This is a genomic window from Pantoea sp. SIMBA_079 (assembly GCF_046940275.1).
Taxonomy (GTDB): domain Bacteria; phylum Pseudomonadota; class Gammaproteobacteria; order Enterobacterales; family Enterobacteriaceae; genus Pantoea; species Pantoea borealis.
In genome coordinates this window covers 79293-99461 of the sequence record NZ_JAWRYR010000004.1, presented here as the reverse complement: position 1 = coordinate 99461, position 20169 = coordinate 79293, and the positions used below count along the sequence as shown (strand labels likewise).

Below are 20169 nucleotides of genomic sequence, written 5' to 3'. Positions count from 1 at the left end.
GCAATACAGCAAACTGGTGCGTCCGAGTGGACTCGAACCACCGACCCCCACCATGTCAAGGTGGTGCTCTAACCAACTGAGCTACGGACGCACTTGGTGCGCTCTAATGGACTCGAACCATCGACCCCCACCATGTCAAGGTGGTGCTCTAACCAACTGAGCTAAGAGCGCAACACGCTGTCAGGGCGACAGCGGGGACGAATATTAACGGTACACCGGAAACCTGGCAAGGGAAAAAAACAGAAAATCCGGACGACTGACCAGCATCTGTGCGAAGCGTCGCTTTTTTCAGCATTGCGGGCCAGATAAACGCCCGCTCAGCCACTTAGCGCGCCGCGCGCGCCAGAATAACGTCTGCAGGGAGGCGCTGCATACGACGAATACGCCAGATCATCATCGCTGCGGCAGTGGTCAGACCCACAATAAAACCGCACCAGAATCCGGCCGGGCCCAGCGCCGGTACAATCCAGTCAGTCAGCGCCAGAACATAGCCTGCCGGCAGTCCCAAAACCCAGTAAGCAATCAGCGTAATGAAAAAGATTGATCGGGTATCTTTATAGCCGCGCAGGATCCCGCTGCCGATAACCTGAATAGAATCGGAGAACTGATAGATCGCTGCCAGCATCATCAGCTGGGCTGCCAGCGTTATGACCGCAGGATTTGCCGTATAAAGCGCGGCGATATCGTGACGAAACGTGACGGTAAACAGAGCAGTGCACGCCGCCATGGCAAGGCCCACGCCCTGACCGGTCCAGGCGGCGGTGCGTGCGCCTTCTGCAGAGCCTTCGCCCAGCCGGTAACCCACGCGAATCGTGGTGGCCACACCCAGCGACAGCGGCAGCACAAACATCAGTGAGCTGAAATTGAGCGCAATCTGGTGCCCTGCAACATTCACAATGCCCAGCGGTGACACCAGCAGCGCCACCACGGCAAACAGCGTGACCTCAAAAAACAGCGCCAGCGCTACCGGTAACCCCAGCGAAAACAGCCGCATGAGAATGGCACGCGAGGGCGCTGACCAGCGGGAGGCCATGCGAATATCGCGCATCGCCGGCATCCGCTGGAGCCAGAAGCGCATAACCAGGAACATCACCCAGTAGACTGAGGCGGTGGCCACACCGCATCCCACGCCGCCGAGACGCGGCATACCAAAATGGCCATAGATAAAAATGTAGTTCAGCGGGATATTGGTCAGCAGCCCGAGAAAGCCCAGCAGCATGGCGGGTTTGGTTTTAGACAGGCCGTCGCACTGGTTACGTGCCACCTGGAAAAAAAGATAGCCCGGCGCGCCCCATAGCAGCGCATGCAGGTAACCTTCCGCTTTTATCGCCAGACTGGCGTCAATATCATGCATGGCGCGGATAAGATAGCCCGCGTTCCATAGCACAACCATAATCACAAGCGCCACGGCCAGCGCCAGCCAGTAGCCCTGGCGCACCTGCTCAGCAATGCGTTCACGTCGTCCGGACCCGTTGAGTTGCGCAACGGCAGGCGTCAGTGCCAGTAGCAGACCGTGACCAAAAAGAATGGCGGGAAGCCAGATAGAGGTGCCAACAGCAACGGCGGCCATATCCGTGGCGCTTACCGCACCGGCCATAACGGTATCTACAAATCCCATCGCAGTCTGGGCTACCTGAGCGAGGATCACCGGGATTGCGAGGGTCAGCAGCTGACGCGCTTCTGTTAAATACTTCTGCACGTATCACCTGTTTAATTAAGAGAGAGCGGGAGACTATTCCCGGCGAATGCGCGCTCAGTGTAGCCAGAGCCTGCATGCGGAACAAACGATGATAACAAATTTATTTGTCTTTTATGCAACCATTGCGCATGCGCAAATTAAGTTGTGCTGGCAGGCTGTGATAAGCTAAGACAAACGCGTGGAGAGGATAGTTATGTTTACGGGTATCGTGCAGGGTGTGGCGGAAATTGTCGCCATTGAAGAGAAAGAGCTGTTTCGCACTCATACTGTTCGTCTTGATGCAGCTCTGCTGCCAGGGCTGGAGCTGGGCGCGTCTGTGGCGCACAACGGCTGCTGCCTGACCGTAACGGCCATCGAAGGCGATCGGGTCAGTTTTGATCTGATTAAAGAGACGCTGCGCATTACTAATCTGGGCGCGCTGCAGGTGGGTGACAAAGTCAATATCGAGCGTGCGGCTAAGTTCAGTGATGAAATTGGCGGGCACCTGATGTCGGGTCATATTATGACCACTGCGGAAATCTGCAAAATTATTCAGTCGGAAAATAACCGTGAAGTCTGGTTCAGACCGCAGGATGCCGGGCAGATAAAATATATTCTGCGTAAAGGTTATATCGGTATTGATGGCATCAGCCTGACGGTCGGCGATGTGACAAAAACCAAATTCTGCGTTCACCTGATCCCGGAAACGCTGGAGCGCACCACGCTGGGAAGCAAAAAGCTGGGGCATAAGGTCAATATCGAAATCGATCCCCAGACGCAGGCAATTGTGGATACCGTTGAACGCGTTATGGCGCAGCGTGAAGCAGACCTGATTGCTGCGGCAACCTCACCGGGCGGTGCGGCAGAATAACCTTTGTAAAAGGCGCGCCATGCGCCTTTTTCATCTAGCGCGCCACGCGCAGCCCGCCTTCATAGCCGTGACTGAACACAACCTGCCACAGCTGAATGTCCCGGGCGCGAAAGGCGCCAGCACACGCGTTAAGGTAATAGCTGAACATCCGCCTGAAGCGCTCATCGTAGCGGGCAGAGAGCTGCGGCCACGCGTCCTGGAAACGCGTATGCCACGCCATCAGCGTGGTGTCATAATCGGTCCCGAAGTTGTGCCAGTCCTCCATGATAAAATAAGGCTCACTGGCGTCCGCTATCTGTCGCACGGAGGGCAGGCAGCCGTTCGGGAAAATATATTTATCGATCCACGGATCTACGCGCATATCGGTCCTGACCGCCCCGATGGTATGCAGCAGAAAAAGGCCACCGGGTTTCAGATTGCGATTCACCACTCTGAAGTAAGTCGCATAATTTTTCGGGCCGACATGTTCAAACATGCCCACGGAAACAATGCGATCAAACTGTAGTGCAAGATCGCGATAATCCTGCAGCAATATTGTGACGTCCAGGCCGGCGCAGCGCTGCTGTGCCATTTTCTGCTGCTCCTGAGAGATAGTGACGCCATATACGCTGACACCGTAGCGGCGGGCAGCAAACTCCGCCAGCCCGCCCCAGCCACAACCGATATCCAGCAGAGACATGCCGGGTTCAAGCTGCAGTTTGCGGCAGATCAGATCCAGTTTTGCTTCCTGCGCCGCATCCAGCGTTTCCGCATGATGCCAGTAGCCGCAGGAGTATTGCATAAACGGGTCGAGCATCAGGCGGAAGAGGTCGTTACCCAGATCATAGTGCGCTTTGCCAACCTGCCAGGCGCGCTTTTTTGATTGCAGATTGGTGATCCGGGCTGCGGCGATGCGCAGGGTATCTTTGAAGTGGTGCGGCAGCTGCTGATCAAGATGATGCCTGAGCGCGCGATGAAAAAACATATCCGGTCGTTCACACGTCCACCATCCATCCATGTAACTTTCGCCCAGACCCAGGGAGCCTTCCTGCAGTACGCGCTTAAAAAAGTCAGCGTGATGTACCTGAATATCCCACGGTCGTGAACCATTAACGCGAATATCTGCCTGTTCAAGTAACTCCCGGACGATACGGAACCACGGATTCTCTTCGGGACTTACCGCTTCTGCACATGATGAACTCATAGCTTCTCCATCACCTTGTAAACGTGACCTGTGAAACAGGAGGGTCTGCATCAGGTCTGTGAAAGAACGCAGGGTCGTGCCGTGCGCAGCTAAACCACATTAACAGAGGTATGAATAGTCCGGATTTGCGCGAGGCGCAGTCGTCTGGCCACACGCAGGCACCGTCCCGGAAATACCGGACGCGCTTTTATTGTTTTGACCGACAGACGAGCCAGTGACCCGCAGCGCGACTGCGCGGGCGGGTCACTGTCAGGTAAAATAGCGCGAGGCCGGCTCAGGCGTTCTCTTCGCAGGGATGGGGGATGTCAGCGGATTTTACTGTCGCACGCTGCCAGATGAAGCCCACCCAGGCAAGAACCACCGTACTTACCATTACCAGCGTAGTGTGATAAAGCGCCTGCTGCAAACCCGCTGAGACAATCAGACTGGCAAGGAAGCATAAGCCAAGCTGCAGCAGATTCTGTAAACCCGCTGCTTTACCGCTGGCATGCGGGAACGGCGCCAGCGCGCTGGCAACCACAATCGGGTAGATAGCGCCGTTTGCCAGAGCCATACCGCAGAAAGGCAGCAGCAGGGCAAACAGCGACGGGGCGGGCTGCAGCGCAACCGCAAACAGGCTCACAATGCTCAGGCTGTAAATCAGCAGCAGCCACGGCAGCAGCTGCGCACCCTGGAAACGATTAAGCAGCGCACGACAGCCAAAACCGCCAATCAGAAAGGCAATCGTCTGCGGCACATAGCTAAGCCCGATATCTGCCGGGGTTAAGCCTGCCGCCGCCAGAATAAAGGGTGAACCTGTCAGCCAGGCAAAAAAACTGGCAGAGCAGGCGGAGTAAATCAGGACATTGCCGCTATAGGCGCGGGTTGCCAGCAGCGCCAGCCAGCCAGGCTGATCGCCGCGCGCTGCAGGAGAAATTCGCGGCGAGCGGAGCTTAAGCGTCCCTGCCAGCAGCACCAGCGTAATCAGCGTCAGCACCAGGAAGATAGTACGCCAGTGAAAATGGCTCATCAGCCAGGCGCCCAGCAGCGGAGCCAGAGCGGGAGAGAGCGCAACCAGCGGCATGATAGTGGCAAACACTTTATTGGCCTGCGCTTTAGGGTAGCGATCGATAACCAGCGCCTGCCAGCTTACGGCGGCGGCGCACACGCCCACGGCCTGAATAAAACGCAGTGCCAGCATCAGCCAGACGTTGTCTGCCCACAACATGGCCAGACAGCTCAGGGCAAATATCGACAGGCCAGCCAGGAGAACCGGTTTGCGGCCAATACGGTCAGAGAGTAATCCCCAGCCTACCTGCGCACAGGCAAAGCCCGCCAGAAACAGGCTCAGGCTGGCGCTGATAACACCCGGTGCGGTGGCAAAGTCACGCTGCATGTCGCTGAATGCAGGCAGATACATATCCGTGGCAAGAAAGCCGAGCATGCTCAGCAGCGCCAGATAAGGCAGAAATCCTTTTGAAGACATCACTATTTTTCTCATTTGGCAGGGAAACGCGAAGGAGTGTAAAAGGGTGCAGTCAGCTTTGTGAAACGCTAATATTTGCAGAGTGCTATTAAATTTTTTGAAGGCAAAAAATATGTGGTCTGAATATGCGCTTGAGGTGGCAGATGCCGTGGCTCGCACCGGAAGTTTCAGCGCGGCGGCACAGGAACTGCACCGCGTGCCTTCTGCCATCAGCTATACCATCAGGCAGCTGGAAAGCTGGCTTGCCGTGGAGCTGTTTGAACGCCAGCATCGGGAGGTGGTCCTGACGCCGGCAGGCGAGCATTTTGTGCGTGAAGGGCGCTCTGTTATCAAAAAAATGCTGGCGACGCGACGTCAGTGTCAGCAGCTGGCCAACGGCTGGCGCGGCCAGCTCAGCATTGCCGTAGACTGCATTGTTAAGCCGCAGCGCACGCGCCAGCTGGTTAAAGATTTCTATCGCCATTTTCCCGATATGGAGCTGATCATTAGCTATGAGGTGTTCAACGGCGTATGGGATGCGCTCGCCGATGGCCGGGTTGACGTGGCCATTGGTGCCACGCAGGCGATCCCGGTCGGCGGGCGCTTTGCTTTTCAGGATATGGGTGCCCTTAACTGGCGCTGCGTGGTCAGTCCGGATCATCCGCTGGCGCAGAGCGCACATCCTGATGAAGAGGCGCTGCGCGCATGGCCGTCGCTGGTGCTGGAGGATACGTCGCGCGCACTCCCGCGTCGTATGACATGGACGCTGGATAATCAGCGCCGGCTGGTGGTGCCGGAGTGGGAAACCGGGATCGACTGCCTGCAGGCTGGCCTGTGCGTGGGGATGATCCCGGGACATCTGGCGCGACCGCTACTGGATAGCGGCGCGCTGGCAGAACTGATCCTGCCGCAGCCTTTTCCGGACAGCCCCTGCTGCGTCAGCTGGGCCGGGCAGCGGGCATCACCGGCACTGACGTGGCTGCTGGCTTACCTGGGTGATGCTGAGACGCTAAACCATGAGTGGCTCAGCGAACGCCGCGCTTAGCGGCGATAGTCGCGAAACGGACCGTCCCCGACAGAGCGACGCTCAATCAGGCTGGGCTGAACTTCAATCGTTTGCGGCTCTTCGCGTTTGCTGGTGATGCGATCCAGCAGCATCTCCAGCGCTTTCTCGCCCAGCTGCGCTTTAGGCTGATGCACCGTCGTCAGCGCCGGCGTAAAGTAGCGGGCATTGCGCACATTGTCATAGCCGATCACCGAAATATCCTGCGGAACGCGCAGGCCCATCTCATCGGCGGCGCAGATCGCGCCCATTGCCATGATATCGCCGCCGCAGAACACAGCGGTAGGGCGTTGCTTCTGGCTCAGGATCTGCTGCATCGCCTGATAACCCGATTCAGGCTCAAAATCGCCCTGTACGATCCACTCGGCACGCACCGTGATACCCGCTTCATGCATCGCCTGTAAAAAGCCGGCGTGCCGTCCGCCGCCGGTATTACGCTCCAGCTGACCCGGAATCGCGCCAATATCGCGATGACCACGTTCGATCAGGTAACGACCGGCCAGATAGCCGCCCTGGAATGCGTTATCCTGTACGGTATCAGTAAAATCACCGCGTGAAGCGCCCCAGTCCATCACCACCATCGGGATATTACGATTCTCTTCCAGCATCTTAAGCAGATCGTCCGGATACTCAGAGCACATCACCAGCAGGCCATCGACCCGTTTTTGCGCCATCATCGACAGATAGGCGCGCTGCTTTTGTAAGTCGTTATGCGCATTGCCCAGTATCAGCGTATAGCCCTGAGCGAAGCAGTGATTCTCAATTGCTTCAATAATTTCAGCAAAGTAGGGGGCTTCACTGGAGGTTGCCAGCAGACCCAGCGTCTTAGTGTGATTGACCTTCAGGCTGCGGGCGACAGCGCTGGGAGAATAGTGCAGCGCTTTAATTGCTTCCCACACGGCATTACGCGTCTCTTCAGCGACAAAGCGCGTTTTATTGATGACGTGCGAAACCGTGGTCGTTGATACGCCAGCGCGTTTTGCCACATCTTTAATTGTTGCCATGAAAATGGACCTCTTAAACCTATCGCAACTTTATGATAAGTATAGTGTTAAACGTTTGCGTCTGCGCAGGGTTTTCTGCCCGATTTCAGCATAAAAATGGCTGATTTAAGGCGAGTAATTAACCGTGGCAGATAATGACAGCAGCGTGCGCAAAAGGTGTTGCGCAACGAAAGGCGGCGATTCTAGCAAGGTGAGGGTCATAAAACGAGATGTTTACCTGCGGCCAGGCGAAAATAATTCTATTCCGGCGATAGATACGAAAGCGTGTGGTGCAGGCAGAAAGCGGCAACGGAGACTTCAGGCGCAGTGCGGCTGCTGATAACTGCCGTGACCTTGCGGCTGTGCCGGCGTGAAGCGCGAATGCGTTACGCCGTGCGGTTCTGCGTGTTGCGCAACCGTTAGCGAATGGTTTTAGGGGTCATCATACGGCGTGCGCCAACATAATGTTTCTGCCAGTAATCTTCACCCAGCGCGCTGATCTGAATATCCTTGCCGGTGCGCGGCGACTGAATGAATTTGCCGTTACCCAGATAAACGCCAACATGATCGGCGGTCCCGCGATTATTGATGCGGAAAAACACCAGATCGCCTTTCTCCAGCATTTCACGCTTGATGGGGGCAGCGTCGCGCAGATGATACATTTCATTGGCCGTACGCGGCAGTTTAAAACGAACCAGATCTTTGTAGGCGTACCAGACCAGACCACTGCAGTCGAATCCGGTAAGCGGAGAGGTGCCACCCCACTGATAAGGTTTGCCCAGCTGGCCCATGAGTTTAGTCATGGCGGTTTCACGTGCTTTCTGATAGCGCAGGCGGTGAGATTTACTGAGCCTGACACCGGTCAGCGTATCGGTGGTCTCTTCTGCTGCCACTGTTTTCCGGCTGGTACGCTGATGACCATATTTTTTACCGGCAGAGGGTGCAGCCCCTTTTTTGCGGGCGGTGCGTGTAGTGGCAGAAGGCTCTGCGGGGAGGTTTTTTTTGGTTTTAACTTTTTGTACAGGCGTGACGCGTGTTTTTTTAGCCGACGTTTTAACCGGGCGTCGTTTGCGGCGCTCATCATCGCGCGCGCTCTTTTTCTCCGCTTTCTGCAGGCTGGCGTTAACCGGCTTGTGCGGTGAAGCAGCGGCCACGTTAAAAAACAGCTGAGCAAAAGCCAGTATGAAAAGCGTAATCAGTAAACGCATAGTCCGGTTACAGGTTCGGCAGGCTGCAGAAGCAGACCGCGGCAATATTAGAAAATTCTGATCAGCGATCAGCGCCGGATTGATTCTAATCCACTTTTTTTACAAAAGGTAAGGTCTTTTTTATTAAATAGCTCATAGTAGTGGCTGTGTAGCAAAAATGAGCAGTTTCAGGTGTTTAACACAGCAGGTTTATTGCTAATCGTGTATTAATACACACTTCGTCATACGCCTGGGGCAACAAACTTAACAAACATGGCGATTCAGGCTGCAACGAGACAAATTCCCGTTTTCAGTCACGGGACGAAGTCGCTACAATAAACAAACACGAAGTGAAGAATTAAGGAAGGCAAAAATGAGTACTGTTGAAAAAATTCAGCGCCAGATCGCAGAAAATCCGATCCTGCTGTATATGAAAGGATCGCCAAAACTGCCAAGCTGCGGCTTCTCGGCTCAGGCTGTGCAGGCGCTCTCTGCCTGTGGTGAACGCTTCGCGTATGTCGATATTCTGCAGAATCCCGATATCCGTGCTGAAATGCCAAAATACGCTAACTGGCCAACCTTCCCGCAGCTGTGGGTGGATGGGGAGCTGGTCGGTGGCTGCGACATCATCGTTGAGATGTTCCAGCGTGGTGAACTTCAGCCGCTGATCAAAGAAACCGCTGAGAAACACAAAGAAGTGGAATAAAGCAAAAGGCCGGCGCTATGCCGGCCTTTTTCATTATCTTACTCTGCCGCGCTTTCGCCGGGCTCGTCACCTTCAGCTTCAGCATCGTTTAGCGCCAGCGGCCAGCCGCCCAGACGCTTCCACCGATTAACCAGCTCACAAAACAGCATTGCCGTCTGCTCTGTATCATACAGCGCCGAATGCGCCTGCGTGCTGTCAAAATCAATACCTGCCGCCTTGCATGCTTTTGCCAGTACCGTCTGTCCCAGCACCAGCCCGCTCAGCGCCGCCGTATCAAAGGTGGCAAACGGATGGAAAGGGTTACGTTTCAGGCTGGCACGCTCAGCTGCCGCCGTGACGAAGCTGTGATCAAAATTGGCATTGTGCGCCACAATAATCGCCCGGTTGCAGCCACTCTCTTTAAGGCCTTTACGCACCTGTTTAAAGATGGCGTGCAGCGCCTCATATTCGCTCACTGCACCGCGCAGCGGGTTCGAAGGATCGATACCGGTAAACGCCAGCGCTTCAGGATGAAGAAGGGCACCTGCAAAGGGTTCAATGTGGAAATGCAGGGTCTCGTCACGCTGCAGCCAGCCATCCTCATCCATTTTCAGGGTCGTGGCGGCAATCTCCAGCAGCGCATCCGTCTGCGCATTAAAACCGGCGGTTTCGACATCAATAACTACCGGATAAAAGCCGCGAAAGCGTTGGTTAAGGGCGTTCTGGGCGTTCGATTCAGACATCAGGATCTCATAGCAGTGAAAAGGGCAGCGCGCATTATGGCAAAAAAGGCGGGAGGGTGCAGCAGATGAGAAAAACCAGCCCGCAAATTTGCGGGCTGGCGTCAGGCATCAGTTACCGAGACCATGACCGGCATGCTTGTTTTCAATCAGCTCAATTTTATAGCCATCGGGATCTTCAACAAACGCAATGATGGTACTGCCACCTTTCACCGGACCCGCTTCACGGGTTACGTTTCCGCCTGCACTGCGGATGCGCTCGCAGGTGGCTGCGACATCGTCTACGCCCAGTGCGATGTGACCATAAGCGTTACCGAGGTCATATTTTTCTGTGCCCCAGTTATAGGTCAGCTCAATGACTGCACCTTCGCTCTCTTCGGTGTAGCCAACAAAGGCCAGCGTATATTTATATTCTGCATTTTCACTCTGACGCAGCACGCGCATACCCAGTACGCGGGTGTAAAAGTCAATTGAGCGTTGCAGATCGCCAACGCGTAACATGGTGTGAAGTAAACGCATAATATCCTCTTTTCGAAATAGTCAGATTTTGACGCAGAAACAGTGCAAGTATAGCGGGTAACGGGGCTGCCGCATCGCTGTGCGGCAGGTGTCAGTTACAGTGTCGGATAGTCGATATACCCTTCCGCACCGCCGCCGTAGAAACTTTCCGGACGCTGCGGATTAAGCGGAGCATCCTGCTGCAGGCGTGCAACCAGATCCGGATTGGCAATAAAGTCGCGGCCAAACGCCACGGCATCAATCAGACCGCGCGCAATCAGATCATCCGCTTTTTCCACGCTATAGGCGCCGGCACCGATAATCACACCAGGGAAAGCCGCGCGAACTTTTTCACGGAACGCATCAGTGTAAGGCTTGCCACCCGCCCAGTCTGGCTCAGAAAGGTGCAGATAAGCCAGGCCGCGTTTGCCCAGTTCGCTGATATACCAGAGCGCCGCTTCTTCTTCATCCGGGCCATTTTCCAGGTTCTGAAACGCCCCGACAGGTGAAACGCGGATCCCGACGCGATCGGCAGACCAGTTTGCGATGGCTGCATCCACCACCTCCAGCGCAAAACGGCCGCGCTTCTCAATCGAGCCGCCATACTCATCGTCGCGCTTGTTCGAGTCAGGCGACAGGAACTGGTGCATCAGATAGCCGTGCGCCGAGTGCAGTTCAAGCAGGTCAAAGTCAGCTTCGCGGGCATTGGCTGCGGCCTGTCCGAAATCCTGCACAATCTGTTTGATTTCATCAACGGTCAGTTCGCGCGGCACTGAAGTCTCTTCGCGATAAACGCTGCCATCAGCGGCACGCAGCGAGGTGCGGGTTCCGGCAGGCAGGGCAGAAGGCGCAACCGGGGCATTGCCCTCTGGCTGCACGCTGTAATGCGAGATGCGGCCGGTATGCCACAGCTGGACCGCAACGTGACCCTGAGCAGCGTGAATGCCTTCGTTGATCATTTTCCATGCATCAATCTGCTGCTGCGTATGCAGGCCCGGTGCGCCCGCGTAGCCTTTAGCCTGGAAAGAGACCTGCGTCGCCTCAGTAATAATCAGGCCTGCTCCGGCGCGCTGCTGATAATACTCAGCCATCATAGGCGTAGGAATGTCACCCGGTTCAATGCTGCGCAGTCGCGTCAGCGGTGCCATAAATACGCGATTAGGAACGGTAATTGCACCCACTTTCAGCGGGGAGAATAGCTGTTTGCTCGCCATGTTACTTCCTCTATTAGACCGGTCGTCTATAAATATCAGTTTTTAAAATTGCGGGCCGTTAAGCCACTGTTCGATAGTGCTGAGTGCCAGATTAATGGAGTCTGGTTCGCGGGAAATTTTGCTCTGCAGGCTCGCTCCCAGCCAGAGCAGGTAGCAACGCTGTGCAAGCTGCGCCGGGGTCTGATTAAATAACAGCGGCTGTTCAGCCGCCGCTTCTGTCAGGCAGTGTGCGTAAGCGGCTATAATGGCGCTGGCACCGCGCTGCAGTGCATCACGCATCGGTTCTGAGAGATCGCATACCTCAGCCGACAGCTTGACGCCCAGGCAGCCCATAATGCGTCCCTGCCCGGCAAACAGCTGCTGACCGGAGCAAAAATGTGCCAGCAGTCGCTGACGTGCGGGCAGGGACGGTAGCGTGAGCTGTTGATTAATCTGCTCCAGATAATTAACGAAATAGCGTTCCAGCAGCGCGACGCCAAATGCTTCTTTGGAGCGGAAATAGTAATAGAAAGACCCTTTAGGCACCGCCGCCAGCGTGAGCACTTCATTGAGGCCCATTCCGGTAAAGCCGCGCTGCAGACAAACCTGCTCGCCGGTAGCGAGCAGGTGTTCACGGGTTTCATTACGTTGCACACTTTTATTCATGGCTGGAAGCCTAGTAGACCAGTCGGTCTAATGCAAGCGTCAGCTTTTTTGCTGGCACGATTTGATCATATCCAGCTGTGGCTGATAAACCTGTGTCCGGATATCGAACAGGCCCAGCAGCGTATGAAACAGGTTATCCTGCGAGACCGGCAGCGTCGCGGCCTGCCGCCGCAGACAGGTCTCATCCAGATGAAACGCGCTGGCGTAGCCGGGTGAGAACCACATCAGCAGCGGGATGTGCGTCTGCTGTGACGGGGCAAGCATCCACGGCGCGCCGTGCAGGTACATACCGTGTTCGCCCAGCGATTCACCATGATCGGAGAGATAAACCAGCGCCACATTAAAGCGGTTGCTCAGCGCTTTTAGCTTGTCGATAGTCTGGCTCAGCATATTATCGGTATAGAGCAGGGTATTATCGTAGGTGTTAACCAGCGCCTGCGGATCGCAATCCTGAATCTGGTTGCTGTCACAGGTGGGGGTGAACCGGCGGAACGCAGCCGGATAGCGCAGATAGTAGGCCGGGCCGTGACTTCCCATCTGATGCAGTACAATTACGCTGTCGTTATGTAAACTGTCAACGTAATTATCGAAGCGGTGCAGCAGCACGTCATCGAGGCAGAATCCGCTATGGCAATATTGTGGTAACGACCACTGCGTCATGTCAGTGTGCGGCACGCGGTTGCATGCGCCTTTGCAGCCGCCATCATTCTCGCGCCACAATACGCTGACTCCGGCGTGAGCCAGCACATCCAGCACGCCCTCCTGGTGATGTGCCAGGTCCGCATCGTAATGTTCGCGCGGCATAACAGAGAACATGCAGGGCACAGAAACCGCCGTCTCGGTGCCGCACGACGTCGCATGTGGATAGTAAATCACCTGCTGTTTCTGCAGTTCCGGGTTAGTCTGGCGCGCATAGCCGCCCAGCGAAAAGTTCTCCGCACGTGCCGTTTCCCCTACAACCAGTACAACCAGCGTTTTTTTAGCCGCCTGCGCGATCAGCGGGCCTTTGTGCGCATCCTGTCCGATTTTAATCAGCGCCTGGCTGCCCTGCAGGTAGCGCTTATCGATATAATGACCGGCACCGCTGATCACATTGGCTGGCGTGATCATTTTTACCAGTCCTTTGTTATTACGGATGAGTGACGCGTAATCTTTGTAGAACAGGGCAGCCATCAGCAGGATCACCAGCAGCGCACCCAGCGCACCCGCCAGCCGCTGCAATACGCTCCACCACCAGCGCTGACTGCGCCTGACGCGCACAACAGCGATAAGCAGCACCGGCAGCACTCCTGACAGCAGCATCCAGACAAGCCAGCGCGGGCTTATCAGCGCATTTGCCTCCTGCACGCTGGATTCAAAAACGTTTGCCACCATATTGGTATCAATCACGGTCCCGAAGCTGAACATAAAATAGCTGGCCGCTGCACTGATCAGTATCAGCACGCTCAATAGCGGCTTACGCACCCAGGGCCAGGCAAACAGGCAAAACAGGAGATAAAAGGCAGCAGTCAGCACCACTGGCATACTGGCGGCAAAAAGGTAGTCATGCAGACGGGTATAGGTGATGATTTTCCACGCCTGGCGCAGAAACAGCGCATTCAGACCAACGGCAAACAGCAGAGCTGCCAGCAAATTAAACTGGTTTTCGTGACAATGTAACTTAATAGAAGATTTCATTGGGGTTCGTTATTAAGCCGGAATGGACGCACAGTAGAGAAGAAATCTGAGGATAACCTTAATCGCACATCAGATGATAACTTTTGTTAAAGTTAAATAACACTTAATGATCGGCACGAAGAGCGGGGCTAAACCGTTTTCTTTTGGCGGCACGACTTGCAGTTCACGCGGAAACTGTTATCACTATGTTATCCAGCGGTGAATCAGAGGCAGATGTGGCTGAACAACTCGAATTTTTCCCGGTACCCAGCCCCTGTCGCGGCATCTGTCAGACCGATGCCCGCGGTTACTGTCGCGGCTGTCTGCGAAGCCGTGAAGAGCGCTTTAACTGGATGCGCTTCAGCGATGCACAAAAACGCGAGGTGCTGCGGCTGTGCCGGCAGCGCTATCTGCGTCTGCAGCGTCAGCAAAAGCCGGACGCGGGGCAGGATCCACAGCAGCCTTCACTGTTTTAAGCGCTGATTCTGCCATCAATTCGTTATACTCCCTGTTTAACATTCAATGCAGGGAGTTTTGTTATGTTACAACCACAGGCTATCGCCCCTCAGGGGCCGGCGTTCTCTCCTCTGGTGGTCGGCTACTGGCGGTTAATGGAGTGGGGGATGACACCACAGCAGCTGGTCTCATTTATTGAGTATCATCTCTCTCTGGGGCTGACCACGGTCGATCACGCGGACATTTATGGCGATTATCAGTGCGAAGCGGCGTTTGGAGCCGCGCTGCGCCTGGCGCCACAGTTACGTGAGCAGCTGCAGATTGTCACCAAGTGTGGCATCGCAACGCGGGCCAAACCTGAGCATCAGATCGGCCACTACATCACCGATGCCAGTCACATTCTTCGCAGCGCGGAAAACTCACTCTCGCATTTTGCAACCGACTACCTCGATCTGCTGCTTATTCATCGTCCCGATCCGCTGATGGACGCCGATGACGTGGCGGAAGCGTTTATGCAGCTGCATCAGAGCGGTAAAGTACGCCATTTTGGCGTCTCAAATTTTACGCCAGCACAATTTTCGCTGCTGCAGTCGCGCCTGCCGTTCACGCTGGTGACTAACCAGCTGGAGATCTCGCCGCTGGAGCAGACGGCGCTGCTGGACGGGACGCTCGATCAGTGCCAGCAGGCGCGCATGCGTCCTATGGCCTGGTCCTGCCTTGGCGGTGGCCGTCTGTTCAGCGATCCGCATTATCAGCCGCTGCGCGATGAGCTGAGTCAGGTTCAGCAGGAGACAGGTGCGGCCACGATTGAGCAGGTGGTTTACGCCTGGATCATGATGCTGCCGAGCCGGCCACTGCCAATCATTGGTTCCGGTAAAACCGGCCGCATCGGTCAGGCGGCAGAAGCGGCTGCGCTGACGCTGAATCGCCAGCAGTGGTTCCGCATTCGTAAAGCTGCGCTCGGTTATGATGTGCCCTGAAGCGTAAAGCTTCGTCAAACTGCAGCAGCGCGGGCAAAAAGCGTCCAGACTTACTCAGTCTGTCAATTGTAAGGAGACGTTATGAAAAGAACGCTTATTGCTCTTGTGACGCTGGCCTGTTCGGCGGGTGCACTTGCCGCTTCTCAGGAGGTCACGTTGCATCAGGTTTCTGCACAGGGGGTCGGCGAGGCCGTGGGCAACGTGACGATTACGGAAACGGATTACGGTTTGCAATTTACGCCGGCGTTGTCCGGAATGAAACCGGGTATTCACGGCTTCCATGTCCATGCCAAAGGCAGCTGTGAGCCGGGTGAGTCACAGGGGAAAACCGTGGCAGCCGGCGCAGCGGGCGGCCATCTGGATCCGCAGAATAGCGGCAAACACCTCGGTCCTTATGCCAGCGGGCACCTCGGCGATCTGCCGGCGCTGTATGTCACAGATGACGGCAAAGCCAGCTATCCGGTTGTCGCCCCGCGCCTTAAATCACTTGGTGATATCAAAGGTAAAGCGCTGATGGTCCACGTGGGCGGTGATAATCATGCAGATCATCCTGAACCGCTGGGAGGCGGAGGCGCGCGCCTCGCCTGTGGCGTAATCTGATCAACGGCGGGCAGCGCAGAAAGGGCTGCCCGCTGCAATAAAATTCTGACAACGTTTAATGCTACTCAGGACGATTATTCCGCTCTATCATAGTGATACAGTCAGAGGGAACCACTCAGGGGCAGGAATGAAAAGCTTAGGGATAGTGCTGCTGGCACTGTTACTTGCAGGGTGCGATCGACCCAGGGAAACACAGTTACATCTCGACGCCAGCCGTCAGCTTCAGCGCAATATAGATACCAGCCCGCTGCGCGCCAGCTGCGAGCATATTGCCCGCGGGCGGGAGTGGCTGACAGCGCGCAGTGTGCAGCAGCTGGAAAAGCACCATTGCCAGAACGTGTTGCGCAGCGCCAGTGAAACCAACTTCCTTAATACGGCAATCTATACGCAGACTATGCCGGTGGTTTGCGGCTCCATTCAGGGGCGCAGCTTTACCGGAACCACACTGACCCGTCGGTTTATCTACTCTTATGATGAAAAAGCACTGGTGATCAGGCCGGAAACCGAACAGGACAAAAGCCGGTTTGAAGATCGTAAAGCGCTTGAGCAGCTGCAAAACGACTTTCAGAACCAGTGGGCAAAATATTGCCGGTAACGACTCCGGCAGCGCCTGCTGCGGCTGGGACAGCGTACGCTTCGCGAGCGAGCAGAGACCGGGCAGGCCGTTAAGCCGCATCATTCCCCGGTGAAGCCGCCCGAGGCCTGGCCTGCTATTTGTATTTTATCCTCTAAACTCGCAAAATAGTGTAAAATCTGGCTTGATAGCTAGCAAGCTAATTATAAGGAGATGAAATGGATACGCCGCTTGGAACCGACCTGTCGCGCCTGGTGCGCATCTGGCGCGCGTTAATCGATCAGCGCCTGAAGCCGCTGGAGCTGACCCAAACCCACTGGGTGACTTTGCATAATATTCATCAACTTCCGCCAGAACAGTCGCAGATCCAGCTGGCTAAAGCGATCGGTATTGAGCAGCCCTCGCTGGTGCGCACGCTGGATCAGCTGGAAGAGAAGGGACTGATCACCCGCTCCACCTGCGCAAACGATCGGCGGGCGAAGCGCATCCGGCTGACCAAAGAAGCCGCACCGATTATCGGGCAGGTCGAGCATGTTATTGATGCCACCCGCGACGATATTCTGGCCGGGATCAGCGCAGAAGAGATCAATCAAATGGTCACGCTGATTGCGCGACTTGAGAAGAATATTCTGGAATTACAGCATCGCGAAAAATAAAAAAACCGACGCCAGGCGTCGGTTTTTTTGTGCAGCAGAGTTAGCGCGGAGAAACCGTGACCTGGCTGCCGTTGGAGGCCAGTACGACACGCTGTCCCGGTGAATAACGGCTGGCATCCTGCTTCTGCACGACCATGATGGTATTTCCATCATCTTTGCGGATTTCCAGCTCAACGCCGTTGGATTTGTTGACGGCACCCTGTACACCCTGGCCCGCAACGCCGCCCAGTACCGCACCGCCCGCAGTTGCCAGGCTGCGACCCGCACCGCCGCCGATAGTGTTACCCAGGAAACCGCCCAGCACCGCACCGCCAATGGCGCCAATCACATTGCTGTCATCGCCACCCTGAATTTTAACCGGGCGCACTGATACCAGCGTACCGTACGACACATTTTGGACCTGTTTGGCTTCACTGGCGCTGTAAACATCGCCCGAAAGGGTGTCATTGCTGACACAGCCTGCCAGCATTACACCGGCAAGGGCCACGGCTATGAAACGCTTAATCATCAGAAAGCTCCTTTATAAAAAACGCCATGTTCTCATCCTGCTCTGCACAGAGTATAAGACAGAAAGCGGCGCATGGATGCGATGCCGCACAATCAGTGCCAGCGTTGCAGCATAGAGTATGCCTCATCAACAAAAATTCAATCAGCCGGTAAAAATATTTCTGCTCTGCTGTACTGCGCATGGCAGAGTGAAAAGCAGAAAGTTATCATCGTATTAGAGAGGCGGCATCAGCAGAATGCCGGCGCCGGCATCCGCCGGATAATGAGGAGCTATCGTGATAAAGTCAGGACGCTATATAGGGGTTATGTCAGGCACCAGTCTGGATGGCGTGGATGTGGTGCTGGCGGCTATCGATAGTCACATGGTGGCGCAGCAGGCGAGCTACTGTCACCCGTTTCCGCCCGCCCTGCGCCAGCAGGTACTGGCTATATGTCAGGGACAGCCGCTGACGCTATCGCAGCTCGGGCAGCTCGATACCGCACTGGGTAAGCTGTTTGCCGAAGCGGTGGTGACCCTGATGCGTCAGCAGGCGCTGGAAGCAGAGGACATTGTGGCAATAGGCTGCCACGGTCAGACCGTCTGGCATGAACCCGGCAGCGCGGCCCCCAATACGCTGCAGATTGGCGATAATAACCAGATTGTCGCCGCCACCGGCGTGACCGTAGTCGGCGATTTTCGCCGGCGTGATATGGCGCTGGGCGGCCAGGGTGCGCCGCTGGTGCCTGCGTTTCATCAGGCGCTGCTCATGGACAGCAGTGAACGCCGCATGGTGCTGAATATTGGCGGCATCGCTAACCTGTCGCTGCTGATCCCGGGGCAGCCGGTGCGGGGCTTTGATACCGGACCCGGCAATATGCTGATTGATGCCTGGATCTGGCGTCATCAGGGGGTAAGCTACGATCTTAACGGCGCCTGGGCCGCCAGCGGACAGGTCGTGCCCGCGCTGCTGGAGCAGATGCTGAACGATCCCTGGTTTGCGCTGCTGCCACCGAAAAGCACCGGGCGGGAGTACTTTAATCCTGACTGGATAGAGCGTCAGCTGCAGGCTTTTCCGGCGCTGGCACCGGAGGATGTGCAGGCTACGCTAAGCGAACTGACGGCGCTGACAATTGCACAGCAGATCCAGCTCAGTAACGGCTGCGACCGTCTGCTGGTGTGCGGCGGAGGTGGCCGCAATCCGCTGCTCATGGCGCGGCTCGCGGCACATCTTCCCGGCACGGAAGTTACCCCTACCGATGCTGCGGGCGTCAGCGGGGATGATATGGAAGCGCTGGCCTTTGCCTGGCTGGCGTTCAGAACCCTTTCTGGTCTGCCAGGCAATTTGCCTGCCGTTACCGGGGCGCGTGAAATGAGCGTGCTGGGCGCGATCTATCCGGCGAACAGCCGGCCGACACGATAAGGAGAAGCAATGAAAAGATATATGCTGGCAGCGGGCTGCCTGGCACTGAGCGGCTGCGGTATGCTGCAGCAGTCAGCGCCACAGCCCGAAACGCTGCACTATCAGTGCGGTACGCTGCCGCTGACGGTCACGCTGGATAACAGCAAAGAACAGGTCAGCTTTATTCTTGACGGCACACCGCTGACGCTGAAACAGACAGTATCCGCATCCGGCACGCGCTACAGCGACGGCCACTATGTTTTCTGGTCGAAAGGCACCAGCGCCTTTGTTGAGCGCAATGACAGAGTGATTATCAACGACTGCGAACTGCAGGATGCGGCAAACACCCACCGGTCTTAAGAGAGTTAAGAGAGACGCTATGAGCGACAGCGACAGCCTGCAACAGATTGCCCATCTGCGCCGGGAATATACCCGCGGCGGCCTGCGGCGCAAAGATTTGCCGGAGGATCCTCTGATCCTGTTTGAACAGTGGCTGCAGCAGGCGTGTGCCGCGCAGCTGCCCGATCCCACCGCCATGACGGTGGCGACAGTAGATAGCAGCGGTCAGCCGTATCAGCGCATTGTACTGCTCAAGCACTACGATGCTGAGGGCTTTATCTTTTACACCAACCTCGGTAGCCGGAAGGCGCTGCAGCTGGCAGACAATCCGCGCATCTCACTGCATCTGCCGTGGCACTTTCTGGAGCGTCAGGTGATGGTGCTGGGCGAAGCAGAGAAACTCTCGCCGCTGGAGGTCATGAAATATTTCCATAGCCGGCCGCGCGACAGCCAGATTGGTGCCTGGGTTTCAAAACAGTCGAGCCGCATCTCTGCGCGTAGCGTGCTGGAGAGCAAGTTTCTGGAACTCAAACAGAAATTCCAGCAGGGTGACGTCCCGCTGCCCACTTTCTGGGGCGGATACCGCGTGCGGTTTACTGCCGTGGAGTTCTGGCAGGGCGGCGAACACCGGCTGCACGATCGTTTTCTCTATCAGCGCAGTGAGAATGGCTGGACGATTGACCGGTTAGCGCCGTAAAACCTGCTTTTCCCGGTTTCAGCGCTGGCGCCGTGAGCGTCAGCGCTTTATGCTATAGCCCTCTTTTTTTTCGTCTCCGCATCGTAGCGGAAAGCTGTGTACCAGCCCAGGTGCAGCCCGATCAATTTGGAGTC

The 20169-nt window shown here is 56.0% G+C and carries 22 protein-coding genes and 2 tRNA genes; 11 read left to right on the top strand and 13 right to left on the bottom strand.

What is annotated here, in order from left to right; all coding sequences use genetic code 11:
- Positions 1-14: 14 nt before the first annotated feature.
- The 3 genes from SB719_RS07850 to SB719_RS07840 form a co-directional block, all read right to left on the bottom strand.
- Positions 15-91: transfer RNA gene (locus SB719_RS07850), tRNA-Val, on the bottom strand.
- A 3-nt stretch (positions 92-94) separates the two neighbouring features.
- Positions 95-171 (bottom strand) — tRNA-Val (locus SB719_RS07845).
- 154 nt (positions 172-325) lie between these two features.
- On the bottom strand, positions 326-1699 hold the full coding sequence (locus SB719_RS07840; protein WP_412159117.1) for an MATE family efflux transporter: 1374 nt from the start codon (positions 1697-1699) through the stop codon (positions 326-328).
- Between the two features lie 193 nt (positions 1700-1892).
- Between SB719_RS07840 and SB719_RS07835 the strand changes: the two genes are divergently transcribed.
- Positions 1893-2549 (top strand): riboflavin synthase, encoded by a 657-nt coding sequence (locus tag SB719_RS07835; protein ID WP_065649468.1) that lies wholly within the window; start codon positions 1893-1895, stop codon positions 2547-2549.
- Between the two features lie 34 nt (positions 2550-2583).
- Here SB719_RS07835 and cfa read toward each other — a convergent pair whose 3' ends face one another.
- Complete coding sequence (cfa, locus tag SB719_RS07830; RefSeq protein ID WP_314688883.1) at positions 2584-3732, bottom strand: cyclopropane fatty acyl phospholipid synthase; 1149 nt, start codon at positions 3730-3732, stop codon at positions 2584-2586.
- Between the two features lie 274 nt (positions 3733-4006).
- On the bottom strand, positions 4007-5200 hold the full coding sequence (gene punC, locus SB719_RS07825) for a purine nucleoside transporter PunC (RefSeq protein ID WP_065649466.1): 1194 nt from the start codon (positions 5198-5200) through the stop codon (positions 4007-4009).
- 109 nt (positions 5201-5309) lie between these two features.
- Here punC and punR point away from each other — a divergent pair, with 109 nt between their 5' ends.
- On the top strand, positions 5310-6221 hold the full coding sequence (punR, locus tag SB719_RS07820) for a DNA-binding transcriptional activator PunR (RefSeq protein ID WP_065649465.1): 912 nt from the start codon (positions 5310-5312) through the stop codon (positions 6219-6221).
- Here punR and purR read toward each other — a convergent pair.
- Both purR and SB719_RS07810 read right to left on the bottom strand, forming a co-directional pair.
- Positions 6218-7243, bottom strand: coding sequence for an HTH-type transcriptional repressor PurR (purR, locus tag SB719_RS07815; RefSeq protein ID WP_314688884.1), 1026 nt, complete (start codon positions 7241-7243; stop codon positions 6218-6220). The two genes, punR and purR, sit on opposite strands and share 4 nt — an antisense overlap.
- Before the next feature lie 398 nt (positions 7244-7641).
- Entirely contained in the window at positions 7642-8430 is a 789-nt protein-coding gene (locus SB719_RS07810) for a C40 family peptidase (protein WP_292971666.1), read from the bottom strand.
- A 352-nt stretch (positions 8431-8782) separates the two neighbouring features.
- Between SB719_RS07810 and SB719_RS07805 the strand changes: the two genes are divergently transcribed.
- On the top strand, positions 8783-9115 hold the full coding sequence (locus tag SB719_RS07805; RefSeq protein ID WP_412159116.1) for a Grx4 family monothiol glutaredoxin: 333 nt from the start codon (positions 8783-8785) through the stop codon (positions 9113-9115).
- A 38-nt stretch (positions 9116-9153) separates the two neighbouring features.
- Here the strand turns inward: SB719_RS07805 and rnt are convergent, their stop codons facing one another.
- The 5 genes from rnt to eptA form a co-directional block, all read right to left on the bottom strand.
- Positions 9154-9837 carry a ribonuclease T gene (gene rnt, locus SB719_RS07800; RefSeq protein WP_065649461.1) on the bottom strand — a complete coding sequence of 228 codons (684 nt, stop codon included), beginning with the start codon at positions 9835-9837 and terminating at the stop codon, positions 9154-9156.
- A gap of 108 nt (positions 9838-9945) precedes the next feature.
- Positions 9946-10353, bottom strand: coding sequence for a lactoylglutathione lyase (gene gloA, locus SB719_RS07795; protein ID WP_065649460.1), 408 nt, complete (start codon positions 10351-10353; stop codon positions 9946-9948).
- Between the two features lie 95 nt (positions 10354-10448).
- Complete coding sequence (locus tag SB719_RS07790; protein ID WP_292971661.1) at positions 10449-11546, bottom strand: alkene reductase; 1098 nt, start codon at positions 11544-11546, stop codon at positions 10449-10451.
- A 42-nt stretch (positions 11547-11588) separates the two neighbouring features.
- Positions 11589-12191: a TetR/AcrR family transcriptional regulator gene (locus tag SB719_RS07785; RefSeq protein ID WP_412159115.1), complete on the bottom strand. Its 603-nt coding sequence runs from the start codon at positions 12189-12191 to the stop codon at positions 11589-11591.
- A 39-nt stretch (positions 12192-12230) separates the two neighbouring features.
- The gene (eptA, locus tag SB719_RS07780) at positions 12231-13868 is read right to left on the bottom strand and encodes a phosphoethanolamine transferase EptA (RefSeq protein ID WP_293005761.1); all 1638 of its coding nucleotides are present in this window, start codon (positions 13866-13868) and stop codon (positions 12231-12233) included.
- 185 nt (positions 13869-14053) lie between these two features.
- Between eptA and SB719_RS07775 the strand changes: the two genes are divergently transcribed.
- From SB719_RS07775 to slyA, 5 genes are all read left to right on the top strand, one after another.
- Positions 14054-14323: a DUF1289 domain-containing protein gene (locus tag SB719_RS07775; protein ID WP_075050744.1), complete on the top strand. Its 270-nt coding sequence runs from the start codon at positions 14054-14056 to the stop codon at positions 14321-14323.
- A gap of 63 nt (positions 14324-14386) precedes the next feature.
- Positions 14387-15283, top strand: a complete 897-nt coding sequence (locus SB719_RS07770; protein WP_292971654.1) for an aldo/keto reductase — start codon at positions 14387-14389, stop codon at positions 15281-15283.
- A gap of 81 nt (positions 15284-15364) precedes the next feature.
- The gene (gene sodC, locus SB719_RS07765) at positions 15365-15883 is read left to right on the top strand and encodes a superoxide dismutase family protein (protein ID WP_065649455.1); all 519 of its coding nucleotides are present in this window, start codon (positions 15365-15367) and stop codon (positions 15881-15883) included.
- Positions 15884-16010: 127 nt separating this feature from the next.
- Complete coding sequence (locus tag SB719_RS07760) at positions 16011-16478, top strand: hypothetical protein (RefSeq protein ID WP_314688860.1); 468 nt, start codon at positions 16011-16013, stop codon at positions 16476-16478.
- A gap of 197 nt (positions 16479-16675) precedes the next feature.
- Positions 16676-17113, top strand: coding sequence for a transcriptional regulator SlyA (gene slyA / locus SB719_RS07755; RefSeq protein ID WP_039384157.1), 438 nt, complete (start codon positions 16676-16678; stop codon positions 17111-17113).
- 40 nt (positions 17114-17153) lie between these two features.
- On the opposite strand, the gene slyB is transcribed toward slyA, so the two are convergent.
- Positions 17154-17621, bottom strand: a complete 468-nt coding sequence (slyB, locus tag SB719_RS07750; protein WP_314688861.1) for an outer membrane lipoprotein SlyB — start codon at positions 17619-17621, stop codon at positions 17154-17156.
- A gap of 277 nt (positions 17622-17898) precedes the next feature.
- On the opposite strand from slyB, the gene anmK reads away from it, so the two are divergent.
- From anmK to pdxH, 3 genes are read left to right on the top strand one after another with little or no spacing between them, the layout of a single operon-like run.
- Positions 17899-19020, top strand: a complete 1122-nt coding sequence (gene anmK / locus SB719_RS07745; protein ID WP_412159153.1) for an anhydro-N-acetylmuramic acid kinase — start codon at positions 17899-17901, stop codon at positions 19018-19020.
- Between the two features lie 9 nt (positions 19021-19029).
- Complete coding sequence (locus SB719_RS07740) at positions 19030-19359, top strand: MliC family protein (protein WP_412159114.1); 330 nt, start codon at positions 19030-19032, stop codon at positions 19357-19359.
- A gap of 19 nt (positions 19360-19378) precedes the next feature.
- Positions 19379-20035: a pyridoxamine 5'-phosphate oxidase gene (pdxH, locus tag SB719_RS07735; protein WP_065649452.1), complete on the top strand. Its 657-nt coding sequence runs from the start codon at positions 19379-19381 to the stop codon at positions 20033-20035.
- Positions 20036-20169 lie beyond the last annotated feature (134 nt).